This window comes from Clostridium disporicum (assembly GCF_001405015.1).
Classification (GTDB): domain Bacteria; phylum Bacillota; class Clostridia; order Clostridiales; family Clostridiaceae; genus Clostridium; species Clostridium disporicum_B.
Window position 1 is genome coordinate 106,515 of sequence record NZ_CYZX01000003.1, and the last position, 22,719, is coordinate 129,233.

The 22,719-nt window shown below is 28.3% G+C and carries 19 protein-coding genes; 3 read left to right on the forward strand and 16 right to left on the reverse strand.

The window, feature by feature from the left end; genetic code table 11:
* Positions 1-302 precede the first annotated feature (302 nt).
* The 4 genes from ARA56_RS02810 to ARA56_RS02825 all read right to left on the reverse strand — a co-directional run bounded on the left by ARA56_RS02810 (position 303) and on the right by ARA56_RS02825 (position 3,501).
* Positions 303-1,787 carry a sensor histidine kinase gene (locus tag ARA56_RS02810; RefSeq protein WP_055263731.1) on the reverse strand — a complete coding sequence of 495 codons (1,485 nt, stop codon included), beginning with the start codon at positions 1,785-1,787 and terminating at the stop codon, positions 303-305.
* Between the two features lie 213 nt (positions 1,788-2,000).
* Entirely contained in the window at positions 2,001-2,462 is a 462-nt protein-coding gene (locus ARA56_RS02815; RefSeq protein WP_055263733.1) for a YdeI/OmpD-associated family protein, read from the reverse strand.
* On the reverse strand, positions 2,459-2,992 hold the full coding sequence (locus tag ARA56_RS02820) for a hypothetical protein (protein WP_055263735.1): 534 nt from the start codon (positions 2,990-2,992) through the stop codon (positions 2,459-2,461). Before ARA56_RS02820 ends, ARA56_RS02815 begins: the two co-directional genes overlap by 4 nt.
* Before the next feature lie 71 nt (positions 2,993-3,063).
* The gene (locus ARA56_RS02825; protein ID WP_055263737.1) at positions 3,064-3,501 is read right to left on the reverse strand and encodes a MarR family winged helix-turn-helix transcriptional regulator; all 438 of its coding nucleotides are present in this window, start codon (positions 3,499-3,501) and stop codon (positions 3,064-3,066) included.
* A gap of 107 nt (positions 3,502-3,608) precedes the next feature.
* Between ARA56_RS02825 and ARA56_RS02830 the strand changes: the two genes are divergently transcribed.
* The 3 genes from ARA56_RS02830 to ARA56_RS02840 all read left to right on the forward strand — a co-directional run bounded on the left by ARA56_RS02830 (position 3,609) and on the right by ARA56_RS02840 (position 6,747).
* Positions 3,609-5,003, forward strand: a complete 1,395-nt coding sequence (locus tag ARA56_RS02830; RefSeq protein ID WP_055263739.1) for an MATE family efflux transporter — start codon at positions 3,609-3,611, stop codon at positions 5,001-5,003.
* Positions 5,004-5,082: 79 nt separating this feature from the next.
* Complete coding sequence (locus ARA56_RS02835) at positions 5,083-6,093, forward strand: PLP-dependent cysteine synthase family protein (protein ID WP_055263741.1); 1,011 nt, start codon at positions 5,083-5,085, stop codon at positions 6,091-6,093.
* Positions 6,094-6,240: 147 nt separating this feature from the next.
* The gene (locus ARA56_RS02840; RefSeq protein ID WP_055263743.1) at positions 6,241-6,747 is read left to right on the forward strand and encodes a hypothetical protein; all 507 of its coding nucleotides are present in this window, start codon (positions 6,241-6,243) and stop codon (positions 6,745-6,747) included.
* 345 nt (positions 6,748-7,092) lie between these two features.
* Here ARA56_RS02840 and ARA56_RS02845 read toward each other — a convergent pair whose 3' ends face one another.
* From ARA56_RS02845 to ARA56_RS02900, 12 genes are all read right to left on the reverse strand, one after another.
* Complete coding sequence (locus ARA56_RS02845; RefSeq protein ID WP_055263745.1) at positions 7,093-8,868, reverse strand: S8 family peptidase; 1,776 nt, start codon at positions 8,866-8,868, stop codon at positions 7,093-7,095.
* 21 nt (positions 8,869-8,889) lie between these two features.
* The gene (locus ARA56_RS02850; protein ID WP_172675733.1) at positions 8,890-10,677 is read right to left on the reverse strand and encodes a S8 family peptidase; all 1,788 of its coding nucleotides are present in this window, start codon (positions 10,675-10,677) and stop codon (positions 8,890-8,892) included.
* 251 nt (positions 10,678-10,928) lie between these two features.
* Complete coding sequence (locus ARA56_RS02855) at positions 10,929-12,161, reverse strand: cation:proton antiporter (protein WP_055263749.1); 1,233 nt, start codon at positions 12,159-12,161, stop codon at positions 10,929-10,931.
* Positions 12,162-12,175: 14 nt separating this feature from the next.
* On the reverse strand, positions 12,176-12,784 hold the full coding sequence (locus tag ARA56_RS02860; protein ID WP_055263751.1) for a TetR/AcrR family transcriptional regulator: 609 nt from the start codon (positions 12,782-12,784) through the stop codon (positions 12,176-12,178).
* Positions 12,785-13,002: 218 nt separating this feature from the next.
* On the reverse strand, positions 13,003-13,662 hold the full coding sequence (locus ARA56_RS02865) for a flavodoxin family protein (RefSeq protein ID WP_055263753.1): 660 nt from the start codon (positions 13,660-13,662) through the stop codon (positions 13,003-13,005).
* 1 nt (position 13,663) lies between these two features.
* On the reverse strand, positions 13,664-14,233 hold the full coding sequence (locus ARA56_RS02870; protein ID WP_055263755.1) for a flavodoxin family protein: 570 nt from the start codon (positions 14,231-14,233) through the stop codon (positions 13,664-13,666).
* 279 nt (positions 14,234-14,512) lie between these two features.
* Entirely contained in the window at positions 14,513-15,940 is a 1,428-nt protein-coding gene (locus ARA56_RS02875; RefSeq protein ID WP_055263757.1) for a 6-phospho-beta-glucosidase, read from the reverse strand.
* A 227-nt stretch (positions 15,941-16,167) separates the two neighbouring features.
* The gene (locus tag ARA56_RS02880; protein WP_055263759.1) at positions 16,168-16,893 is read right to left on the reverse strand and encodes a hypothetical protein; all 726 of its coding nucleotides are present in this window, start codon (positions 16,891-16,893) and stop codon (positions 16,168-16,170) included.
* Between the two features lie 3 nt (positions 16,894-16,896).
* A complete protein-coding gene (locus ARA56_RS02885) occupies positions 16,897-17,664 on the reverse strand; it encodes a hypothetical protein (protein WP_055263761.1) in 768 nt (255 codons plus the stop codon).
* Positions 17,654-18,535, reverse strand: coding sequence for an ATP-binding cassette domain-containing protein (locus tag ARA56_RS02890; protein ID WP_055263763.1), 882 nt, complete (start codon positions 18,533-18,535; stop codon positions 17,654-17,656). Before ARA56_RS02890 ends, ARA56_RS02885 begins: the two co-directional genes overlap by 11 nt.
* Before the next feature lie 3 nt (positions 18,536-18,538).
* Positions 18,539-18,901, reverse strand: coding sequence for a GntR family transcriptional regulator (locus ARA56_RS02895; protein ID WP_055263765.1), 363 nt, complete (start codon positions 18,899-18,901; stop codon positions 18,539-18,541).
* Between the two features lie 431 nt (positions 18,902-19,332).
* On the reverse strand, positions 19,333-22,674 hold the full coding sequence (locus tag ARA56_RS02900) for a DEAD/DEAH box helicase family protein (RefSeq protein WP_055263767.1): 3,342 nt from the start codon (positions 22,672-22,674) through the stop codon (positions 19,333-19,335).
* Between the last annotated feature and the right edge of the window lie 45 nt (positions 22,675-22,719).

A 22,719-nucleotide genomic window follows, 5' to 3' on the forward strand; every position in this document is an offset into this window, starting at 1 on the left:
TCAGTTAAGTTCGCCATCAAAATCATAGATTTTGGGTCACTTAATGAAACACTCTACTCACTGACGTTCGTAGGTGTATACTCTGTATAACTTCAAGTTACCAAATTACAAATTTGGACTTTCAGTTGACTTCGACCATCAAAATCATAGATTTTGGGTCTTACTTATATTTTACAACAAAATCTTATAAAATATCTTAAGTTAATCTTAATATTAATTTAAAGTATTTTAATATTCTATATTTAATACAAATTAAAACACCTACTTATATAGCAGGTGTTTACTTGTCTATCTATATTAAATTATATAATAGCATATATATCTGAAAATTCTATCATACATTTTTCAAAAATTGTTTGGTTACAAATATTAAATTTAAGTTGCTCACTCTTAACTACTCTTTTTGCTGGTAGTGTAATTATAAAATTTGAACCTTTTCCTAGTTCACTTTGTACATTAATAGTTCCATTGTGCATTTCTACTACTGACTTTACTAATGCCAGACCTAATCCACTTCCCTCTTGTTTCCTTGATAAGCTTTTATCCTCTTGTCCAAATCTCTCAAAAATATTATTAATATTCTCTGGTGATATTCCAATTCCATTATCTTTTACAGAAATCTCAACACTATCTTCATAAGAGTTTATATTAACAAAGATTTCACCATTATCATTACCATATTTCACTGCATTAGATAGTAAATTAAGTATAACTTTTTCTATTTTTTCTTGATCACAGGCAACTATTCTTTCTTCTACGTTTGTATCAAAAATAATTTCACCACTGAAATTCCCCATGCAATCACAAGCTGTTAATACTACATCTTCAACTATAGATACAATATCTTTATTTTCTAAATTTATTTTATATTCTCCAGTATCTATTTTAGTCATATCAATAAGATTATCAGTTAATCTCAATAACCTATAAGAATTATTCTCAATCATTTCGATATAATTTTTAATCTTCTCTCCACTTATCTCTTTAATATCTCGCTCTTTTATATGGCTTCCTATTAATTGAGTAGTAGATAAAAGAACATTTAGTGGAGTTTTAAATTCATGAGAAATATTATTAAAAAATTCATTTCTAATCTTTTCTACTTCAATCTCTTTCTCAAGTTCTCTTCTTTTTTCTTCTATCTTCTTAATATCTGTAATATCATGTGCCACTCCAAAAACATATTTAACATCCCCATCTTTATCTACTGCCACATCCTTAGCTACAAAAAACAGGGCTAATTTATTTTTTATTCTAAGCTCCTCTTGCTCAATAATATTACACTTTTCTTTTATTAGTCTTCTATCTTCCTCTTCTATAACAGATGAGTCTTCTTTACAAAGAAAATCTCTATCTCTCTTTCCTATTATTTCATCTTTACTTAGTTTCATAAAATCACAATATGCTCTATTCACATAAATATATTTACCTTCTAAATCTCTCATCCATACCAATAGCGGAATATTTTCTAATATCTTTTCTAAATCAGCCTTGGTATATAATTCTTTTTCTTTTAAAACTAAAATTTTTGCACTATTTCCTTTCCATATTGCATTGTTTACTTTATATGTAAATTGAACTGGAGTATTTTCTTTGTTATAAATAATTACTTCTCCATCACTATCGAAATTATTAATCCCTTGTATAATATTAATCAAATTCTTTTTTTGTATATCATTCAAATTATAGCCCAATATATTTAACAAACTCTTATTACAGAATTTTATTATATTTTTTTCATCTAGAACCATTATGCATTCATCAATACAATTAAAAACAGATTCCATCTTTCATCCCCCGTATCCCATAAATACTACTCATTTATTTTATCATAAGCAAATTTTTTATACAAATATTATATTTAGAGTATTTTTTTCCATTTTCGACATTCTATTCTTTTTTCATTTCGACATTAATTTACAAATATTAATTTAAACATAAACCCCTTCTGCATTTACAGAAGGGGCTTACATATTAAAATTTCCTATAAATAATCTTATTTACATTTTTTCTTTATTTGATAATTTTATTATAGTATCATTAATTCTTTTCTCAAATGTTTCTTTTTTCTTAGCAGAATTTATCCACGTAACATATTTTTTCTTTTGAGAATATGATAAATCATTATAAAAATCATATGCCTCTTTATTATCATTAAATCTCAATTTTAACTCTTCTGGAATTTCTATAATACGCTCTTCAACATCTCTTTCTACTATTACTTTAACAGTATCTCCATAAGTTTTTCCTATTTTATTGCGTATATCCTTAGTAAGTCCTATCATATAACAAGGTAATCCCATCTTAACAATAGAACCTCTATACTCAATTCCATCAAATGAAGCTTTAACTTTTATTCTTTTTGCTCCAAACTCCTTTTCCACATCAAATGGTATCTCTATATATGATGCATCTTTTCCATCTACCTTCTTTATCTCTGCTTCAAACTTATACTCTTTCACAACTTTAACTCTTCTCCTGTACTCTGATTGATATTTACGTTAATTAACCTTTTAACATGTATTTTATCTAAATCTACCTTTGGTTGAACACTTGGATTGAGTGGATATCTACCTTCTTGATTTTTTAATGCTGTATAAAATCCATTCTTAACCCCACCACCGGTAACATACACAATTATATCATTAAATCCATTAGTTTTTGAATTACTTATTATTATTGGCATATTAACACTCGTAGTCTTAGATATAAAACTATAATTTCCATTCTCTTCAGTAAATACTAATAAAGTATCTCCACAGCTATTGCTAAAGTCTGGTCCCCATATATAAACTAATACTTCATTATTAGTTCCTCCATTTATATCTTCATAAAATGTCATATATCTATTACCTTCAGTTGTTACCTTAACATTACTAATTATTGCTTTTTCAAGTTCAATATTATTCTTAACATTTTCAGCACTTGTATATGAAGTAATTATAAAAGTTAAAATTAAAACAAAAATTGTACTAATAAGTATCTTTTTCATAAAAAAAACTCCTTATAACTATAATAATTATTCTTATTATTTGTTATAAAAAGATTTTTAATACATATTTTTTACCTTTTTTTAGAGTTTTTATAAAAACTATCCATAATTTTTATGTATGTTTTTATATCTTCTTTATCAATACCATCAGTAATAATATCAATAAATTCTCTTTGCATCTTTAATAATATATCAAGTAATGGTTCTGATTTTTCTGTAAGAAGAAGATGTTGACATCTTCTATCTTCTTTATCTATCTCGATTGTTATTAATTCTTTATCTAATAAAGGTTCCACAGCCTTAGATACATATGCTTTTGAAAATCCTCTAAGTTTAACTATATCCTTTGCAGTATTAAATTCTGGGTTATTTTTTATAAAAAGTAAAATATCTGCTTCTGGTTTTGTTAAATTACATTCCTTTGCAGCTTTAGAAGAAAGGTCATAATATAAATCACCAATATGTTTCATATTATATAAAATATTAGAAATTTTAAAATTTGTATCCATTTTTCCTCCAAGATAGTTGAATTATAAACTGTTTCCTTGTAAACTATATTATAATTAATATAAATCATTGTCAATTTTATTTTAAAATAAAGAAGGAGACTGATATTATGCAACATAATCAAACAGAAGAACTAGGAACCTGTAGTGTTGGAAAATTACTTTTTAAATTAGCAGTACCTGCAATTGCAGCACAAATTATTAACTTACTTTATAACTTAGTTGACCGTATGTATATTGGTCATATTGCTAATGTGGGCAAGCTAGCTTTAACAGGTGTTGGTGTTTGCTTACCTTTAATAATGATTATTTCTGCTTTTGCAGCACTTGTTAGTATGGGTGGCGCTCCAAGAGCATCTATATTTCTTGGAAAAGGTGAAAAAGACACTGCTGAGAAGACTTTAGGTAACTCTTTTACCTTACTTGTAATTATATCTATTACACTTACAATAATATTTTTATTCTTCGCTGAAGATTTACTTTTATTATTTGGTGCAAGTGAGAATACAATAACTTATGCAACAAGCTATATGAGAATATATAGTTTAGGTACTATATTTGTTCAATTAACGCTTGGTCTTAATGCCTTTATAAGTGCACAAGGCTTTGCAAAAACAAGTATGCTTACTGTTTTAATTGGTGCAATAACAAATATTATCCTAGATCCTATTTTTATTTTCGGATTTAATATGGGGGTAGCTGGTGCCGCTCTTGCAACTATAATTTCACAATCTTTATCAATGATTTGGATTTTATTCTTCTTAACAGGAAAGAAGACTACCTTAAAGATACGTAAAAAACATTTACGTCTATCAAAAGAAATTATTCTTCCATCAATAGCACTTGGACTTGCTCCATTTATTATGCAAGCTACTGAAAGTTTAATCGCAGTTTGTTTTAATTCTTCACTATTAAAATATGGTGGTGATATCGCTGTTGGTGCAATGACAATACTTACAAGTGTTATGCAATTTTCTATGCTTCCACTAACAGGATTAACTCAAGGTGGACAACCAATTATTAGTTATAATTTTGGTGCTAAGAATGCTGATCGTGTAAAGAAGGCCTTTAAGCTTTTACTTATTTCATGTTTAACTTACTCTACTGTGCTTTGGGCTTCTGCAATGATTTTCCCTCAAGCATTTATATTAATATTTAATAACGACCCTGAGCTTGTAGATTTTGCAAGTCGAGCACTTAGAATATATATGGCTGTATCTTGTATTTTCGGTATTCAGATTGCATGCCAACAAACATTTATTGCTCTAGGTAATGCAAAAGCATCTTTATTCTTAGCATTGCTTAGAAAAATAATTTTATTAATACCTTTAATTTATATTATGCCAATGTTTATGGAAGATAAAACAACAGCTGTATTTACTGCTGAACCTGTTGCAGATATCTTAGCAGTTACAACTACAGCAATATTATTTATAATTCAATTTAAGAAAGCAATGAAAGAAATTTCTACACCTTTAGATGATAAAAATTCTATAAATGCTTAAGAATTCGTAAAATTTATAATAAATATTTCTAAATCTAAGACATATATTTAATATTAATAATCTTAGTTTAGGAGTCTTAATTATGAATATTTCAAATAAAATAAGTAATTTAGAAAAACTTATAGGAAACACTCCATTAGTTGAAATTTCTTTTACTTATAAAGGAAAACCTCTTAAGGTATATTCTAAAATTGAACACTACAACTTAACTGGAAGCATTAAAGATAGAATCGCAATATATATGATAAAAAAAGCATATTCAGATAAGAGATTAAAAGAAAATGATATTATTGTAGAAGCTACTAGTGGGAATACTGGTATATCTTTTGCAGCTATAGGTGCTTATTTAGGACATGAAGTGCATATTTATATGCCTGACTGGCTTAGTACAGAAAGGATGAAGCTATTAGAAAGCTATAATGCAAAACTTCACTTAGTATCAAAAGAAGATGGTGGATTCCTAAAATGTGTATCCTTAGCAGAGGAATGTTCTAAAAATTGTTCTGATATATTTTTACCTGGACAATTTTCTAACGTAGATAATACTTATGCTCATTATTACTCTACAGGTCCTGAAATATATCATGCATTAAAAAAGCATGGTCTAAAAGCTGATTTATTTATTGCTGGTGTAGGAACTGGTGGAACAGTAATGGGTATAGGTAAATATTTAAAAGAAAGAAATCGGAATTTAAAAATTTATCCTCTTGAACCATCTAACTCTCCAACTTTATCAAAAGGAAAACATACATCTAGCAAGCATCGTATCCAAGGAATTTCAGATGAGTTTATACCTGCGATTTTAGATTTATCGAAATTAAATGATGTAATTAGCGTAGATGATGGTGATTCAATAATCATGTCTCAAATGATATGTAAAAAATTCGGTTTAGGTGTTGGAATATCTTCTGGTGCTAACTTTATAGGTGCAATAAAAGCCCTTGAATTAAATAATTTCAAAGGCAATATAGTTACTGTATTTGCAGATGATAATAAAAAATATTTATCGACAGACCTTATGAATGTTGAGCCTATAAAAGAAGGTTTTATATCTTCTGATGTAGAACTTCTAGACCTAAAAGTTCTATAACACAAACATATAAATTTCAACTTTTTTATATCCTTACTTAGCTATAAAAAAGTTGAAATTTATTTTCTCCATAAAAGCATGCTTTACGCTTTCAAATAATCATCTTTTTGCATATACTATCATGAAATTCTTTTATGGAGGCATCTTTTGAAAAAAAGTAAAGACAATAAAAATTCAAATAAAAGCACTTCCTCAACAGATGCTTTTGAATTATACCTAAAAGATTTAGAATTAGCCTTAGCTAACTTAGAAAAAATAGGAGCATTATTTGCATCTTTCGGATATCTAACATTTTTCTCTGCTGCCAATTTAGATACATTAGATATATTAAATATAAATAACACTGGTCGTACACCTGAAGAAACCTTTGTTTATGGTCAAATATTAATTTCTATTGGATATACCTTATTATGGATAGTATCAATGAATAGATATTCAGAGGCTTTACTTAAACTTAATAATACCGAAGAAAATCCTGATTTAGCAACATTACAACAACTTAAGGATTCTTATCTAATAAGCTTATTTGCGAACTTCTACAGACTAGATGCATTTATTAAACTATATAAAGATAGTCTAGAAGAAGACTCTAGTTCTAATAGTACTACTGAAAGTAATACTCAAGAAACAGAATCAAACAACTTCTTTTATTAGATTACTTCAACTTTGAAATTTCTATCTCGTAATATTATATATAATATAAAAATAAGCCGTATTACTAAACTAGTAATACGGCTTCTCTACAACTTGTAGGTATAAGTTTCATATCAAGGAATTTAAGACTTTAAGATGATAGATTCATAACACATATATTACCTATAACTCCTTGTATGTTTATTATTAAATCTAGTACTGAACATGAAAATAAATCTATCTAACGAACCCCGTCTTTTCCCCTACAATATATAATATAATAATTCATTATTTTTGTTACTTCTTTATGATATATTTAAACTTTATAGAGTAACTTTGTATTGTGAAAATTTCATCTAAATAGTTTTATGTCATATTATTAAATATTTTATAAAAATTAATTATTCCATATCCAAGATGCGAATTAGGATATTTATCTCCTCTTCTTCTTTCAGCCCCTCTCCTAAAAAATGTCTTCATACTCTGTGTATACATATATGGATAATTGCCATTTACTATCCCCCACTGAAATAATAATACACAAGCTCCTGCTCCAATAGCAGCTGCAAGACTTGTACCATTAATAATCCTTGTAGTATTATTAAGTCCTACCGTTAACGTATTTACTCCTCCTGCGGCAAAGTCTATCTTATCATCCTTATCATCTCTAAATGCTGTACCTGAGTAGCCCAAAAGATTATTATTATTTTGATTATATGCAGCTACAATTATAACAAAAGATGAGTCTCCTGGAATAGTTATAGTTCCATATGGATCGCTAGGGCTAAATCTTGTACCTTTCTCCAAAAGCTCTCTCTGCATTGTCCACATATTATATCTTGCATTTGAACCAAGCTTTAATTTTAATACTATACTCCAAATTCCCGGAGTAATATTAGAAAAATTAATCATTATAAACTCATCACCACTATATTTTTCTGGAACAAAATAATTTATCATCACTTTTGTATTTTCTATAGTAAATTCATATTTTTCCTGAAGGTTAAATGATAGCTGAATAATTCCAGTGGCCTCTCCTGATGGAGATATAAGACCAACCTCCATTATATTAGGCAAATCTACCCACACTTCTACAAAACAGTCTTTCTGATTTTCATCCATTATCAAATCCACTACCTCTTCACCTGATACTTCCTGTATTATCCCTGAAACATGTTCATCTTCAATTCCTTCATTACCAGTTCCACTAACTACAGCTATTCCTATGTTTCTAGTTATACTTTCTATATAAGAATCCAAAAGATTTATTCCTTTATGACTTCCAGCATTACTTCCCAATGGAAGAAGGATTACGACAGGTTTTTGCTGTATTAATAAATATTGATTTAAAAATTCTATTGCTGCGAAAATAACTGATGCATCAAATACTGTTACACTTTCATCATACCCATTTCTATATTTAAATCCTATGGATTCAACTAATTTTATTACTACAAATTCACATTCTGGTGCAATACCTTTTATATCTGGATTTTTCCCTGCTGCACCAACTATTCCCGCCATACTTGTTCCATGTCCATTCATATCTCTGCTTGGAACTATACTATATGGATTTTCTCCATTCCTTTTTGCCTGTATTGCTCTATTTATATCATCTTTTGTATACACTTCTCCAAAAGGAATCTCTCTATTCTCTTCCTTAATAGAATCAATAGTTTGATCCCATATAAGATTAATTCTGGTATTTCCTTCACTATCCATAAACTCTTCATTTAAATAGTCTATACCTGTATCTATTATCCCAACAACTACCCCTTTACCTGTTAAATTCAATTGCATCTGGTCCTGTAAAAGATTTACTCCTACTGCTTCAATAGCTGATATTTGTTGTAATGAAAACAGTGTTAACGGTTCAAGATATACTATATAAAATTTATTACTTACTTCACTTTCATTAATTTTATTTACAATTTCCGTTGCATCAAAGGTATACTCTATATTACTCTGTTCAACAGAAAGTATCGCAAAACTATCATTTATTACAGTTATGTGTGTTCCTGAAATCTCTTTTATATTACTTATTTCTCCTTCATATTGAATTACGTAATGTAAATAATTCCTATTGATAAAAATATTCTCTTTATATTTAGGATTATAATTATTAATTTTTAAATATTCCACTTAAGGTCCTCCAATTCAATACTATTGTTTTGGAATTCTTACAAATAAATTATTAATATGATACTCGTCGTATTCATTATCACTAATTCTATAATTTCCAGCTATTATATTAAATACCTCATCTAAATCCATATCACCATATCCATTTTCCTCATTTGGGTAAATAAAATTACCTTTTCTTTTTGCTGCATATATTAATAAACTCCTAATTTTAGTAGAATTAATAGCTAAATCATTTTTATCAGTTACTGCCCATTGAAGTAAAAGCGCACATACTCCAGCTACGATTGCTGTTGCAGCAGAACTTCCAGTTGTTGAAATGACATTGTTCCCATCTAAATCTATTGTTAATATATTTGTCCCAACCGTTGCTATATCTGGATTGATAAGATAATTTGCATTAAATCCTTTTCCTGATTCTGCTTGAATTCCACCGGTTATATTACTGTAATACGCTACTGTTACCACTCTCATAGCAGTAGATGGTATTGTTAATGTATTATATGGACTAGGTTCTAAAAATTTAGTTCCCTCCGGCATCAACATTTTATCATTTAACCATATATCATATCTTCCATTGATTATATACTCTCCTTTTAATTTCAGCTTCCATATACCAGCTTTTATACTTTTAAATTTTAGATGATAAACCTGATGTCCTGTATAGTTTTCTGGATCATATTCTTCAACCTGAATATTTGTATCTGTTAAATAAAACTTTCTATCATACTTTGCTTGTACTTTTTGTATAAAAAAGCCTATCTCCTCCCCTGCTGGAGAAATTATGCTTAAAGACATTCTATTTGGCTTCTGAACCCATATATAGAAATTGAAGACTTCGATAGTTCTAGGTATATTTATTTCAACGGTATCAATATCTCCTACATTTTTAATATACCTTGTAACATGGCCTTCACTATTCCCCAAATTTCCAGTACCTGCAACAAATATAATTCCACTTTTATCAGCTATTGAAGTAATAAATCTTGCTGTAATATTATATCCATCATGACTTCCCTGTGTACTACCAACTCCTAAGTATATAACTATCGGCCTCTCTAGTTCTTGTGCTCGTTTTTCTAGATAGGCAATAGCTGCTAATACTTCTGAATTATTATAAACAGGAACTATATGAAGATTGTTCCTCTTTAAAATTGTCTTATAATTAGGTGATTCAAAAAGTTTTACAACTAAAAAATCACAATCATTGGCTATTCCAACCATTTTTCCGTTATATCCTCTAGCACCAATTATCCCTGCCATTTTTGTGCCATGCCCTACTTCATCTTTACTATTTACAAGTGCATATGGATCTTGTCCATTTTTTTGTGCTTTAATTGCATTATTAATTTCTGCATTGGTAAATTCTCTTCCTATATATACATTCTCTTTTCTATCTGATTGTATACTTTGGTCCCATAAACTAATTATCCTCGAAGTATCATCTTCTCTAATAAACTCCTTATTCAAGTAATTAATCCCTGTATCTATTATTCCAACCAAAACTCCTCTTCCATTTAAACCTATATAAGGATTACTTTTAACTTGATATATATTATCAACATCACTTGGTGATATATCTTGAAGTGTATATACGCTTCTAGCCTCAATAAATATTATTGCCGGTACATCTTTTCTTAATCTATCAAGATTTTCTTCACTTACAGCTACTACTGCTAATGTATCTGTAATAGTATCACCACATGCATAATCTACCTTATCAATTTGTTCCTTAAAATTCCCTCTATATTCCACTACATATCCTGGAGCATTTTCATCTAAATAATAGTTACATGTACTATTACTCATCATTTCTCTCCCTACTATTACTTACACTATAAGTTTATGATTTAATAAAAAATAATACCCCAACAATTATAAAATCACCTCTATAACTTATAGCTTACTAATAATATGCATATTTTTAGATGCTCCGCTTAAAGAGCATACTATAATATTAATAAAAAATTATGGAGTTTCATTTACATAAAAAAATAAAAAGTGGATTCTAATTGAATCCACTTTTTTTTACTTCTTATTTACTTAACTTATCTAATTTATTAACTTACTACTTTTGAGTCAGGAATTTGTTTTTCTGATTTAATTTCTCCAGCCATCTTAAATGCTTGCTTTGCTAAAAATACTGCAATAATTTCATTTATTACTGCCGCTGCTGCAATTGTTCCTTGAATCATAGTTGCATACTCAGGTGCTATTGGTAATAAAGTTGTTACTGCTATTCCTGTAAATAAAAGTGATACTCCTGAATGAGGAAGTAATGAAAGCCCTAAATACTTACATACATTCTTGTCAGCCTTTGATATTTTACCACCAAGGTATGCACCTAATATTTTACCTATAGCACGAGCTATTATATATACAGCAGTAAGTGCTCCAGCTCCTAATATTAGATGATAATCTAGTGGTGCTCCTAATGCTACTATCATAAGCATTAATGCCACAGCAATAATAGGATTCATAGCTCCCATTATTTCTTTTAATCTCTCTTCTGAAACCATATTTGCAATAACAGCTGAAAATGCTATACCTACTAATAATAAATTAATTTCTAATATATTTTGGCTTACAAATCTACCAATCATAGCTGTAACAATTATAAGCAGCATATTCTTTATAATAGTTTCTTTCTTATCACAGCTCTTACGTAGAATTTTACCACTTATATATCCAGTTATTCCACCTACTACCATTGGTAAAATTACCATCATTAATATAGGAAGTATTTGGATTCTTCCACCAGTATACATACTTGAAACTCCACCAATAACTAAAAAGAATACTATTACTGCTAATATGTCATCTAACGCTGCAAGTGGTATTAAAGTTTTTGCAACTGGTCCATTTGCCTTGTACTCTCTAACTATCGATAAAGATGGTGCCGGAGCTGTTGCTAATGCAATTCCTCCAAATATTAATGCAATTGACATTGGAATATCTTCAACAAAGAAAAATGCAATTGCTACTATTATAAATGTAATCAACCCTTCAAATATAGTAATAGTTACTATCTGTTTTCCTGACTTTTTAATTTCTCTCAATATTAATTCCGTACCAATTAACATACCTGCAGTTACTTCTCCAACGTTACTTAAAATATGAAACCAATTTGAGTCTAGCAATCCTTGTGTCATCCAATTTAATGCGTGAGGTCCTATAATCATACCTGTTAATAACCATCCAAGAATAGATGGTAGTTTAACTTTAGTAACTAGCTTCCCTACAAAAAATGCTATTACAACAAATACTGTTAATAAAATAATTCCTTTTATCATTTTTACTCCTCCATTTATTTATCTATACCTTCAAAGACCATTTCTATCATTATTTTATGGTCTTTTCTAAACTCTTCTATTACTGTATCTTTATCTTTATCCCCAATATTTCTCATATGCTTTTCTTCTAACTTTTCACCTATAATCATTATTAACTCAAAGGCTTTTTCTCTATCAAATTTAGGATTTATATCTATATTTTTAATGATTTTGTATATAAGATTATTATTATACTCTTGAAATTCTTCACTTAATTTAATAGCTTCCTCAATGTTATAATAAAGTACAGAATTTACTATAAGCATTGAATAAAGGGGGTTCTCCCTAAAGAATTTGAATTTAATATCAAAATATCTGCTTATATAATCTATCCCACACTTATCTTTATCATCTATTTCAATATTTACATTTTCTTTAAATCTATCTATAGCAAACTTAAGTGCATGTAAGTAAATTTCTTCTTTTGATTTAAAATAATAATAAATTAACCCTTTTGATACTTTAGCCTTTTTACAAATACTATTTGTAGATGCTGCCTTATATCCATTTTCAGCAAATTCTTCTATAGCTGCTTTTATTATTTTATCTTTAACCTCTGCATTTTGAAGTTCTTTATCACTCATATCTAAACCCCTTTATATTATTACTTTCATCATTTTAAATAGTACCACCAACTGACCACTTGGTCAATAATCATCTTGTACCATATTACACTTTATAATTTCAATATGTCCCACATTTAATAGAATTTTCTCAAAAAAATAAAAGATGTATCAAAATAATACATCTTTAAAATATTACTACTATAATATTTAACAGTTTTTTTAATATTATAATCCAATTATTTAATTTTATATGGCTTCTTGTTAAAACTTGTTATATATACCTTGTTTTTAAATCCTGAACTTATCCATCCAAAGTTTCCTGCTTGCATATAAAGTACCTTATTCATATTCGCTTCTGCGTACAAATCCTTACCCATAGATTCTCCACTATTTATAACATCAATAAGCTTGTCTAAAACTTCCTTTATCGATGATTTAATCTTAGCCTGCCATGGAATACTAGAACTATTTCCAATAAACGGACCTGTTCCAATGCCTATTCCCCCACCATATCTTAATTTTTCTATGTGATTTGTAAAGTTTCTAAGTATCTTAAGTGCTTGCCTATTCTGTTTACCTTCATAAAAGCCGCAATTAACAATACCGTATATCCTAGAATCACATTTTATATTATTTTCTTTTGTGTATTTTTCAAATCCCTCTAAAAATTTAATTACTGTAGATGGAAGACAATCTACATAAAGAGGAAAAGCAATTACTATATTATCGCAATTAGTTAATACATGAAATTTATCTACATCTTTTATTCTTTTATCTGCTATAGAAATTTCATAAACATTATTTTCTTTATCAAAGTAACTTTTAACTACTTCCAGTAAGTATTTACTACAAGATTTTTCTCCTTTAGGACTTCCATTAATCAATACGATATTCATCTTAATTCACCCCACACAAATTATCTAATCTAGTAGTAATTTTATTTTGTATGTTATTACTATCTTCAAGGATTAAAAATTCATTTTCTTTACAATGAAAATTAATCATATTTCTATTAAACAATTCTTTAAAAGTACTAGCTTCTCCAGTATATAATTTAGTAGAATATCCTATTACAAACATCTTAAAATCCTTTTTATATCTTTTTTTATGATGCATCTCTCCATTAGCTAATTGAAAAAACGGTGAAATATTAGGTATCATTCTATCAAGAATAACTTTAAATGATGGAGAATACATTCCATACAATATTCTTGAAACTAAAACTATGTAATCACATTCTATAAACAATCTATTCTTAAGCTCATTATCATCATTTATAATACATTTACCAGGAGTTTTTACCCAACAATTAAAACATCCTACACATGGATTTAAATTCATATCGTCTAAATATAAAAAATACTTTTCAACCTTACCCTCTACATGATTATCAATTTTTTTTACTATTTCATCTCTCAATTCTTTATCTCTATCATCAGTATCTACTATTATTAAAATACTTCTCATAAACATCCTCCAAAACCTATTCTATGTTATTTTTTAACATAACTATAAGTAATTTAGGCTTTACCCCTCCTTTTAACCAAATTATTTAATACCCCATCATTTAAATAAGTATAAATTTTGCGCATTATAATAATTATATTTAATATCTACCCTATATAATTCCTATTTTAATAATATTTTTAAATACTTATTATGATTAAATTAATATTAGATTAACACTTATATAATAAAAAAGCCAGCAAAGCTGACTTTTTATTATAATAAATTTTTAATTCTTAATTATTCTAAATCTTCACCATTTGATGCTATAACCTTCTTATACCAATCAAAGCTCTTCTTTTTACTACGTTTTAATGTTCCGTTACCTTCATTATCTCTATCTACATATATAAATCCGTAACGTTTTTTCATTTCACCTGTTCCAGCACTTACTAAGTCAATTGGTCCCCATGTTGTATATCCTAGTAAATCAACACCATCTTCTACAACTGCATCTCTCATTGCTTTTATGTGTGCTCTTAAGTAATCTATTCTATAATCATCTTCTACATATCCATTTTCATCTGGAGTATCTACTGCGCCTAATCCATTTTCAACTATGAATAATGGCTTTTGGTAACGATCATATAATGTATTCATTGTTATTCTTAATCCTAGTGGATCTATTTGCCATCCCCATTCACTTGCATCTAAGTATGGGTTCTTTAATGAAGCGAAAATATTTCCTTCAGTTGTTTTATTAACTTCTGGGTCTGCACTTGCACATCTGCTTGAATAGTATGAGAATGAAATAAAGTCTACAGTATGGTTCTTAAGTAACTCTAAATCTCCTTCTTCCATTACTGGCATTGTACCCTTTCTTTCCATTTCCTTTAATGCATATGCAGGATATTGTCCTCTTGATTGAACATCTATAAAGAAATAATTTTCTCTATCTGCATTCATTCCCTTCCAAACATCATTTGGATTACAAGAATATGGATAAGTTTGTCCAGCTGCAAGCATACAACCAACCTTGTTGTTAGGGTCTACTTCATGAGCAATCTTAGTTGCAATAGCACTTGCTACTAATTCATGGTGAGCTGCTTGATACTTAATCTTTTCTTCGTCTTCTCCTTCTTCAAAGTAAAGACCAGCACCCATAAATGGAGCATGTAAAATCATATTAATTTCATTAAATGTTAACCAGTATTTTACTAGTCCTTTATATCTTCTAAAGATTACATTACATAAGTTTTCGTAGAAGCCTACTAACTTTCTGTTTCTCCATGCACCGTATTCTGTAATTAAGTGCATTGGACAATCAAAGTGAGTTATAGTAACTAATGGTTCTATTCCATACTTATGACACTCTTTAAATAATTCTTCATAGAATTTTAAACCTTCTTCATTTGGCTCAGTTTCATCTCCATTTGGGAATATTCTTGACCAAGCTATTGAACAACGATATGTTTTAAATCCCATTTCTCCAAATAATTTTATATCTTCTCTAAAACGGTGATACATGTCTATTGCTTCTTTTGCAGGATAGAAATGTTCATCATCAAAATCAAACATCTTCATTTTACCTGCTATTACCGCAAATCTATCTTTTCCTACTGGAGAAACGTCTACATTTGCAAGTCCTCTTCCACCTTCATTATATCCACCTTCACATTGGTTTGCAGCTGTTGCTCCACCCCATAAAAAATCTTTTCTAAAACCCATTTTTTCTCCTCCTAAAAGCTCCACATTCTAATATAATAAACATTTCATACCTTTACTTACTTTTTATTATATTTCTATAACAGAAAAAATAATTTCAAATTTTGAAAATATTTAAACTATTTTGCTATTATTTGTTCACTTTACGAAAACTATAGTTCATAAAAAGAAAATAAAAAATTCACTACCTAACAAGTATAAACTTACTAGGTAGTGTTCCATAAGCTTATTTATTTTACTGTAGCCTTTCTAATCATCTTAAACGAACCAAAAATACATACACCAAATACTAATATATAAATCAACAACACCAAAAATACCCTATTATCTGTAGATGGTCTAATCTTATCCAAAATAAGAAACCTATCATCTATATTAAACCATACTATCCACAATCCTACTGAAAGTACTGACCATATAAGCTGAGTCCTTTCACTAGTTTTTAAATTAATAACACCTATTATTAACCCTATAACAGAAGCTAAACTATAAATCATAAATGAAAACAACACTGATCCTATAATTGCATTCAAGCCACCATCCTGCATCCAAATAATTCTTCCTTCTACATCTGTAAACTTTTCAAAGGTTGTAAAGTAAAGATCATAAAATGTAGGTGCTTTGATAAATAAATTCATTGTTCTATTTATAGCAAAATCTATTACTGCCATAAGCGCTGATATAGGAAATATAGAAATTATAGTTCCTTTTATAAAAGTACTTCTTGATATATTATTAGCTTGTGCAAACTTAAATTTATTTTTTAATGTATCTGATGCACAAGAAAGTAAAAATATAAAAGTTAATACGTCCATTATTACCGGTAAAAGAATCTCTCCATATTGCCCTATATTTATAAAAAACATTAGTACTATTGATATTATAAGATAAAAATATATAATTCTTTTTCTCATGTCTATTATATTAAACTTTGCTACCCTTAAACTTTTATCCATAGACTATTTCCCCTTAACTTCAGCTTTTTTAATTAATAAAAATGATATTCCTGTTAATACCATTACAATTAATATTAAACTTAAAAAAGCTAGATAAACATTATTTGTTGCTATTCCAAAAACTTTTCTTATACCTTCATATACTGAAGGGAAAAAATATCTATTATTTAACTCTATAACTCCAGCTATATTTAACAATGCTATTGGAATTATTGATACTACAACCTTCATAATTGTGTTACATCTAAAATATATCATATTTATCACTACACCTAATACATAAGCAAAGCAGTATAACGCTAGCAATAAAAGAAATGTATTTATTATTGTTAAAAAACTATTACCTTGAATCCATTCATTATATATCCCTACTCTATCAGCTCCAGTTGAAGTATATAATATATCATAAATAGTAGGCATTTGAACAAAGATATTGGTAATCCTATTTATCATCACATCAATTACAGCCATCACCACAGCTATTGGAAATATTGATTCTATAACACCAATAATAAATGATTTTCTTGATATATTATTACTTTGTGCAAAATAAAAATTTTCTTTAAAAGAATTTAATCCACATACAAAAAGAAATATTACAGTTGCTAGCTCCAATCCTGAATTTACTATATGAAAGTTATCATTAAAATTAGTAATATTTTGTATTGTTGTAAAAGTTACTACAGCTATTATAATTAAATAAAATATTATTATAGGCTTTACCATATCATTTATATTCATTTTAGCTATTTTAAAGCTCTTATTCACCATGACTCTCCCCCTTATTAGTCAAGTATATGAATAACTTTTGAAGCTCTACCTTTGAAAATTCTAAACCTAGATTTTCTGCTAACTCCTTATCTTTGTTATTAATCTCACCTAAAACTGTAACTGATTTATAATTGCTTAATGATTCAATATTTACAATCTCCTTAGCTTCAATATATTTATCAACATTTTGACCTAACCCTGATACTGTATAAACCTTGTTTAATAATTCTTCTGATTCTTCTGTATTAACTATCTTTCTATCATTTAATATAACTACATTTTCTAAAAGGCTAGAAACCTCCTCAATAATGTGAGTTGATAATATTATAGTCTTCGGATTTTCAATATAATCCTTCATTAGCTCCTTATAAAATAATTCTCTATGATTTGCATCTAACCCAAGGACCGGCTCATCGTAAATTACAATCTCTGCATTTGATGCCATAGCAGTTATAATCTTAGCTATCGAACTATAACCTGTTGAAAGATTCTTTATTTTTTTACTTATATCAAGGTCAAACTTTTTAGAAAGCTCTAAGGCATATGACATATTAAAGTTTGGATAAAACTCTTTTGTATATTTAAATATATCCTTTACCTTATAGCCTTCTGGAAAAAGGTTTCTCTCTGTCATAAAGTATATTTTTTCTAAAGCTTTATCATTTTCACGAATATTTTCACCATCAACTTCTACAGTTCCATCATCTTGAAAAACTCTATTTGTAATTATATTTAAAAGAGTAGTTTTCCCAGCTCCATTTCTGCCTAACACCCCATAAATTTTATTTTCTTCAAAAGTAAGCGAAATATCATCTAGCACTAAATTATCATCATATTTTTTTCTTAAATTTTTTATTTCTATCTTTGCCATATCTTATTCCTCTCTCTCAATCATCTTTATAATATCTTCTTTAGAGATATTAAGTTTTTTTGCCTCTTCAATTAAAGCTACAATGTAATCCTTAAAAAATCTCTCTTTTCTTTTATTCATAAGTAAGTCTTTGCTACCCTCTGCTACAAACATACCTATACCTCTCTTTTTATAAATAATTCCTTCATCAACAAGAATATTAAATCCTTTTCCAACAGTTGCTGGATTAATTTTATACTTTACAGATATCTCTGTAGTTGATGGAATCATCTCATTTTCTTTAAAAATATCTTTTAATATATTATCTTCAATAGCCTGTGCAATCTGGATATATATAGGTACATCATTAGTAAACTCTAAATTCATACGTCGCCTCCTATACCTTTATAATTTAATATATTCAACTATAGTTAATTAGTTCATTGCTTATATAATTAACTATAGTACTAACTTACTTTATTGTAAATATTTTACTTATATTTCTTTTAATAAATCATATTTCATTTTTAGACATTCTTCTTAGTTCACTTTATAAAATTTAGATATTTAGTGAAGCTCTTTACACCTTGTAATAAATTCAATTATTTCTTTATTAATAACGTAGAATAAATATATAAAGTTTTTAAACAAAAAAAGACCTAGAGCTTTTTTTAGGGGATTAAGCTCTAGGTTATTTTCAATATTAAAATTTTACAAAAGGTTATTTATTTAGGGGACATAATAATTTATTAATTACTACAAGATTTATAATACTCTTTATTTATGTCAATTATGTGACGTAAATTTAAATTATTTTTTTATATAACTTCTGCATTTAATTTTATTTCATTTATAATCTTCATAATTCTTCTTGCATCATCCATGTTATCCTTAAATAACGTAGTTATACTTCCTACTGTTCTAAATGGGTCTTCCTGAAGGATTCTATTATCTTCTATAAATCCGTTAGCAACTACATAATCAACTATAAGCTTAACAAAGTGGATTTGCTTAGTATTAAGATTCTCATTATTTAAAAACTCTGAAAATGCTTCATTAGCTGCTTGCCTGTCTAATCCTAATACTTTTCTCACAAGCTTACTTACAGGCATATTACCAAATTCTTTTTCATAATCAGCATTTGAGCCTAACTCATTCCACATAATAGCTTCTAAACTTTCTAAATCTTGCTTAGTAAGCTTTTTATTATTTCTAAGATTAAATATAGCTAAATCATCTTTATGCTGATTTAAATAATGCTCAACTTTTTTTCTATAATTTTTAAGGTCATTAGCATTATACATTGCATCATTTGATTCTTCATGAACTATAAAGTCTTCAAACTTAGTATAATAAATGGTTTGACCTGTTCTTTGAATATACTTTAGTAATTCCCTTAAAGCATCTCTAACTTCTTCAATCTCGAATATGTCTGTACTTTCCCAGAATTCCTCTGTCTTTACTTTCTCGATAATATACTTCTTTTCCTGAACCTGAGGAATAGTTCCAAGCTTAGAAAGGTCTTCTGCTGTATTTATAACCATTCTAATAGGCTTAGTTGCATTACCTCCCTGTAAATAAGCAAGTTCTATTAGATACATTACTAAGTCAAATCTTTTTGCTAACTCATCATCTTTTAATGATGTTATTAAAGGAGAGATATTCTGCTTTATCTCATTTATATCCATACTTCCAAGAGCATTCCATCTTTCTCTATTCTTATATTTATGGACTGAACTTAAATTCATTCTTACCCTGAAGTTATCTTCATTTAAGCTTTCTACTGATTTTAAAACAGCATCTAATAATTCTTTTCTATAACTTTGATATTCTTCATCAGAATATCTTATATCTTGTAACTCTTTTATTATTTCAACTTTTTTATTAAAAATCTTTTCCGTTAGAGATTCGCCTAAAGCTCCATCAAAGCCTTTTGGATTAGCTCTAAAGAATTCAAAGTTATTACAGAAATCAAAGATTAAGAATTCCTCTTTATCTAGACCTACACCTAATAAATCTTCACAAAGCCTTGTACCTCTACCTATCATCTGCCAGAACTTTGATTTACTTCTTACTTTTTTAAAAAATACAAGATTTAATATTTCAGGTATATCGATTCCTGTATCAAGCATATCAACAGATACAGCTACCTGTGGTTCCTTATTCTTATCTGAAAAATCATCAATAATAGTATCAACATATTTAATGCTATAATCCACAACCTTCATAAAGTTTGCACCATACTCAGGATATATTTTATTAAATCTATCAACTATAGCCTGTGCATGTCTATGGCTCTTTGCAAAGATAATAGTCTTCCCTAACTTATCTCCACCTTCAACTCTTAAACCATTATCAATAAGCTTATTTAATACTATATCAATAGTTTTTTCATTGAATAACCAGTTATTTATAGCTGAATTTGATATCTCTTTATCTACATTATCATCATCATCAAAAGTATCTTCAAACTGTGCTTTATCTTCTTCAGATAACTCATCATATTTAATACCATCTTCCATAACCTTAGACTTAACTTCTAAAGTTTTATAATCAACAAGATATTTATCTTGAACTGCTTTCTCTAATTCATAAGCAAAGGTAGGCACACCACTTTCAAGGTCAAAAATTGAATAAGTATTTTTATCTATTTCATCCTTAGGGGTAGCCGTTAACCCTAAAAGCATAGAATCAAAGTAATCGAATATAGCTCTATACTTTTTATAAATACTTCTATGTGATTCGTCTACTATTATTAAATCAAAATGACCAGGAGTGAATAACTTCTTACCGTCCTTAGTCTTTGTATCATCTATAGCATTCATCATTGTAGGATAAGTTGAAAATATCATTCTTGATTCTTCTGGATTATCCTTATTATCTAAAAGATTACATAATGAAAGGTCTGGCAATAACTTTGAAAAGTTGTTCTTAGCCTGTTTAACTAATGCAGTTCTATCAGCTAAGAATAAAACATTCTTAATCCAGTTATGCTTTGCAAGTACATCTACTATAGAGATAGCAGTTCTTGTCTTTCCTGAACCTGTAGCCATAACTAAAAGCATTTTTCTTTGATTTGTGCTTAAAGATTCGCATACAGAAATTATTGCTTCCTTCTGATAATATCTGTTTGAAATATTGTCATTTATCTTAACATCATTAAAAGGCTTTCTAGAAACTCTTCTATCCACCATAAGCTGAAGCTCATCTTTAGTAAAGAATCCGTAAACTCTTCTTTCAGAATACTTGTTATAATCATCCCATATATAAGTTTCAAATCCATTTGTAAAGAATATTACAGGTCTTTGCCCATACTGTTTTTCTAAACAGTCAGCATAAAGTTTTGCCTGTTGTTGTCCATCTTTAGGGTCTTTACTACTTCTCTTAGCTTCAACAACAGCTATAGGCTTGCCATTAGCTCCATAAAGTACATAATCAACAAATCCCACACCAGTTTCATTTGGCATTCCATGAACTTCTAACTCTTCTTCAATATCCTTATTAAACTCCCAGCCTGCAAGCTTAAGCTCAATATCAATATATCTCTTTCTAGTTTCAAATTCACTTATTTCATCTATATTAAAATCATAATTCTTAGCTTTAGCTTCTCTCTTCTTTGAAAGCTCTTTTCTTAAATCTTCATTCTGCTTTACAATCTCTTCTAATTTTTTATCCTTAGCACTTAGCTTTTCATAAAGATCCTTAAGCTCTTCAGGTCTAGTTCTCTTCTCTTCACCTTCTAATAAAATATCCTCGTCAAATGGTTCTGCCTTATAATCTCCATAACAATAATCTATCCAAGAAACAAATTGATGAAGATTATGAAGTGCTAAAACAGCCTCTCCTCTTTTAATATTAGAATTAGTATGAACTGCAACATTTCCAAGCTTAACTATGTACTTAATAAGCGGTAGAAGTTTTGAATCTATAGTCTCAATAAAATTATTATCATAAATAAGACTTGATAAATTATCTTGATATGGAACATTTAAACTCTCATCAAAGCTATATACCCATTTAACAGCTAACTCCAAAGCTCTTCTAGTAAGAATTGCACAAGTAGCTGGACTTACTAAAATACTCTTTTCAGCTTCTACACATGCAGTATAAAAGCTCTTAAATATATCATTATCCTTTAAAAACTTAAAATTTCCGCCCATGATTATCCCCTTAATTTTTTTAACATTATCCTAAGATAAGTATTT

Bases quoted from the DNA above. Each gene is read 5' to 3' on its own strand.
- ARA56_RS02850 (WP_172675733.1), bottom strand. From the start codon at position 10,677: ATGAGTAATAGTACATGTAACTATTATTTAGATGAAAATGCTCCAGGA.
- ARA56_RS02875 (WP_055263757.1), bottom strand. From the start codon at position 15,940: ATGGGTTTTAGAAAAGATTTTTTATGGGGTGGAGCAACAGCTGCAAAC.
- ARA56_RS02855 (WP_055263749.1), bottom strand. From the start codon at position 12,161: ATGATAAAAGGAATTATTTTATTAACAGTATTTGTTGTAATAGCATTT.
- ARA56_RS02820 (WP_055263735.1), bottom strand. From the start codon at position 2,992: ATGAAAAAGATACTTATTAGTACAATTTTTGTTTTAATTTTAACTTTT.
- ARA56_RS02880 (WP_055263759.1), bottom strand. From the start codon at position 16,893: ATGGATAAAAGTTTAAGGGTAGCAAAGTTTAATATAATAGACATGAGA.
- ARA56_RS02885 (WP_055263761.1), bottom strand. From the start codon at position 17,664: ATGGTGAATAAGAGCTTTAAAATAGCTAAAATGAATATAAATGATATG.
- ARA56_RS02865 (WP_055263753.1), bottom strand. From the start codon at position 13,662: ATGAATATCGTATTGATTAATGGAAGTCCTAAAGGAGAAAAATCTTGT.
- ARA56_RS02825 (WP_055263737.1), bottom strand. From the start codon at position 3,501: ATGGATACAAATTTTAAAATTTCTAATATTTTATATAATATGAAACAT.
- ARA56_RS02830 (WP_055263739.1), top strand. From the start codon at position 3,609: ATGCAACATAATCAAACAGAAGAACTAGGAACCTGTAGTGTTGGAAAA.
- ARA56_RS02890 (WP_055263763.1), bottom strand. From the start codon at position 18,535: ATGGCAAAGATAGAAATAAAAAATTTAAGAAAAAAATATGATGATAAT.
- ARA56_RS02860 (WP_055263751.1), bottom strand. From the start codon at position 12,784: ATGAGTGATAAAGAACTTCAAAATGCAGAGGTTAAAGATAAAATAATA.
- ARA56_RS02895 (WP_055263765.1), bottom strand. From the start codon at position 18,901: ATGAATTTAGAGTTTACTAATGATGTACCTATATATATCCAGATTGCA.
- ARA56_RS02810 (WP_055263731.1), bottom strand. From the start codon at position 1,787: ATGGAATCTGTTTTTAATTGTATTGATGAATGCATAATGGTTCTAGAT.
- ARA56_RS02900 (WP_055263767.1), bottom strand. From the start codon at position 22,674: ATGGGCGGAAATTTTAAGTTTTTAAAGGATAATGATATATTTAAGAGC.
- ARA56_RS02870 (WP_055263755.1), bottom strand. From the start codon at position 14,233: ATGAGAAGTATTTTAATAATAGTAGATACTGATGATAGAGATAAAGAA.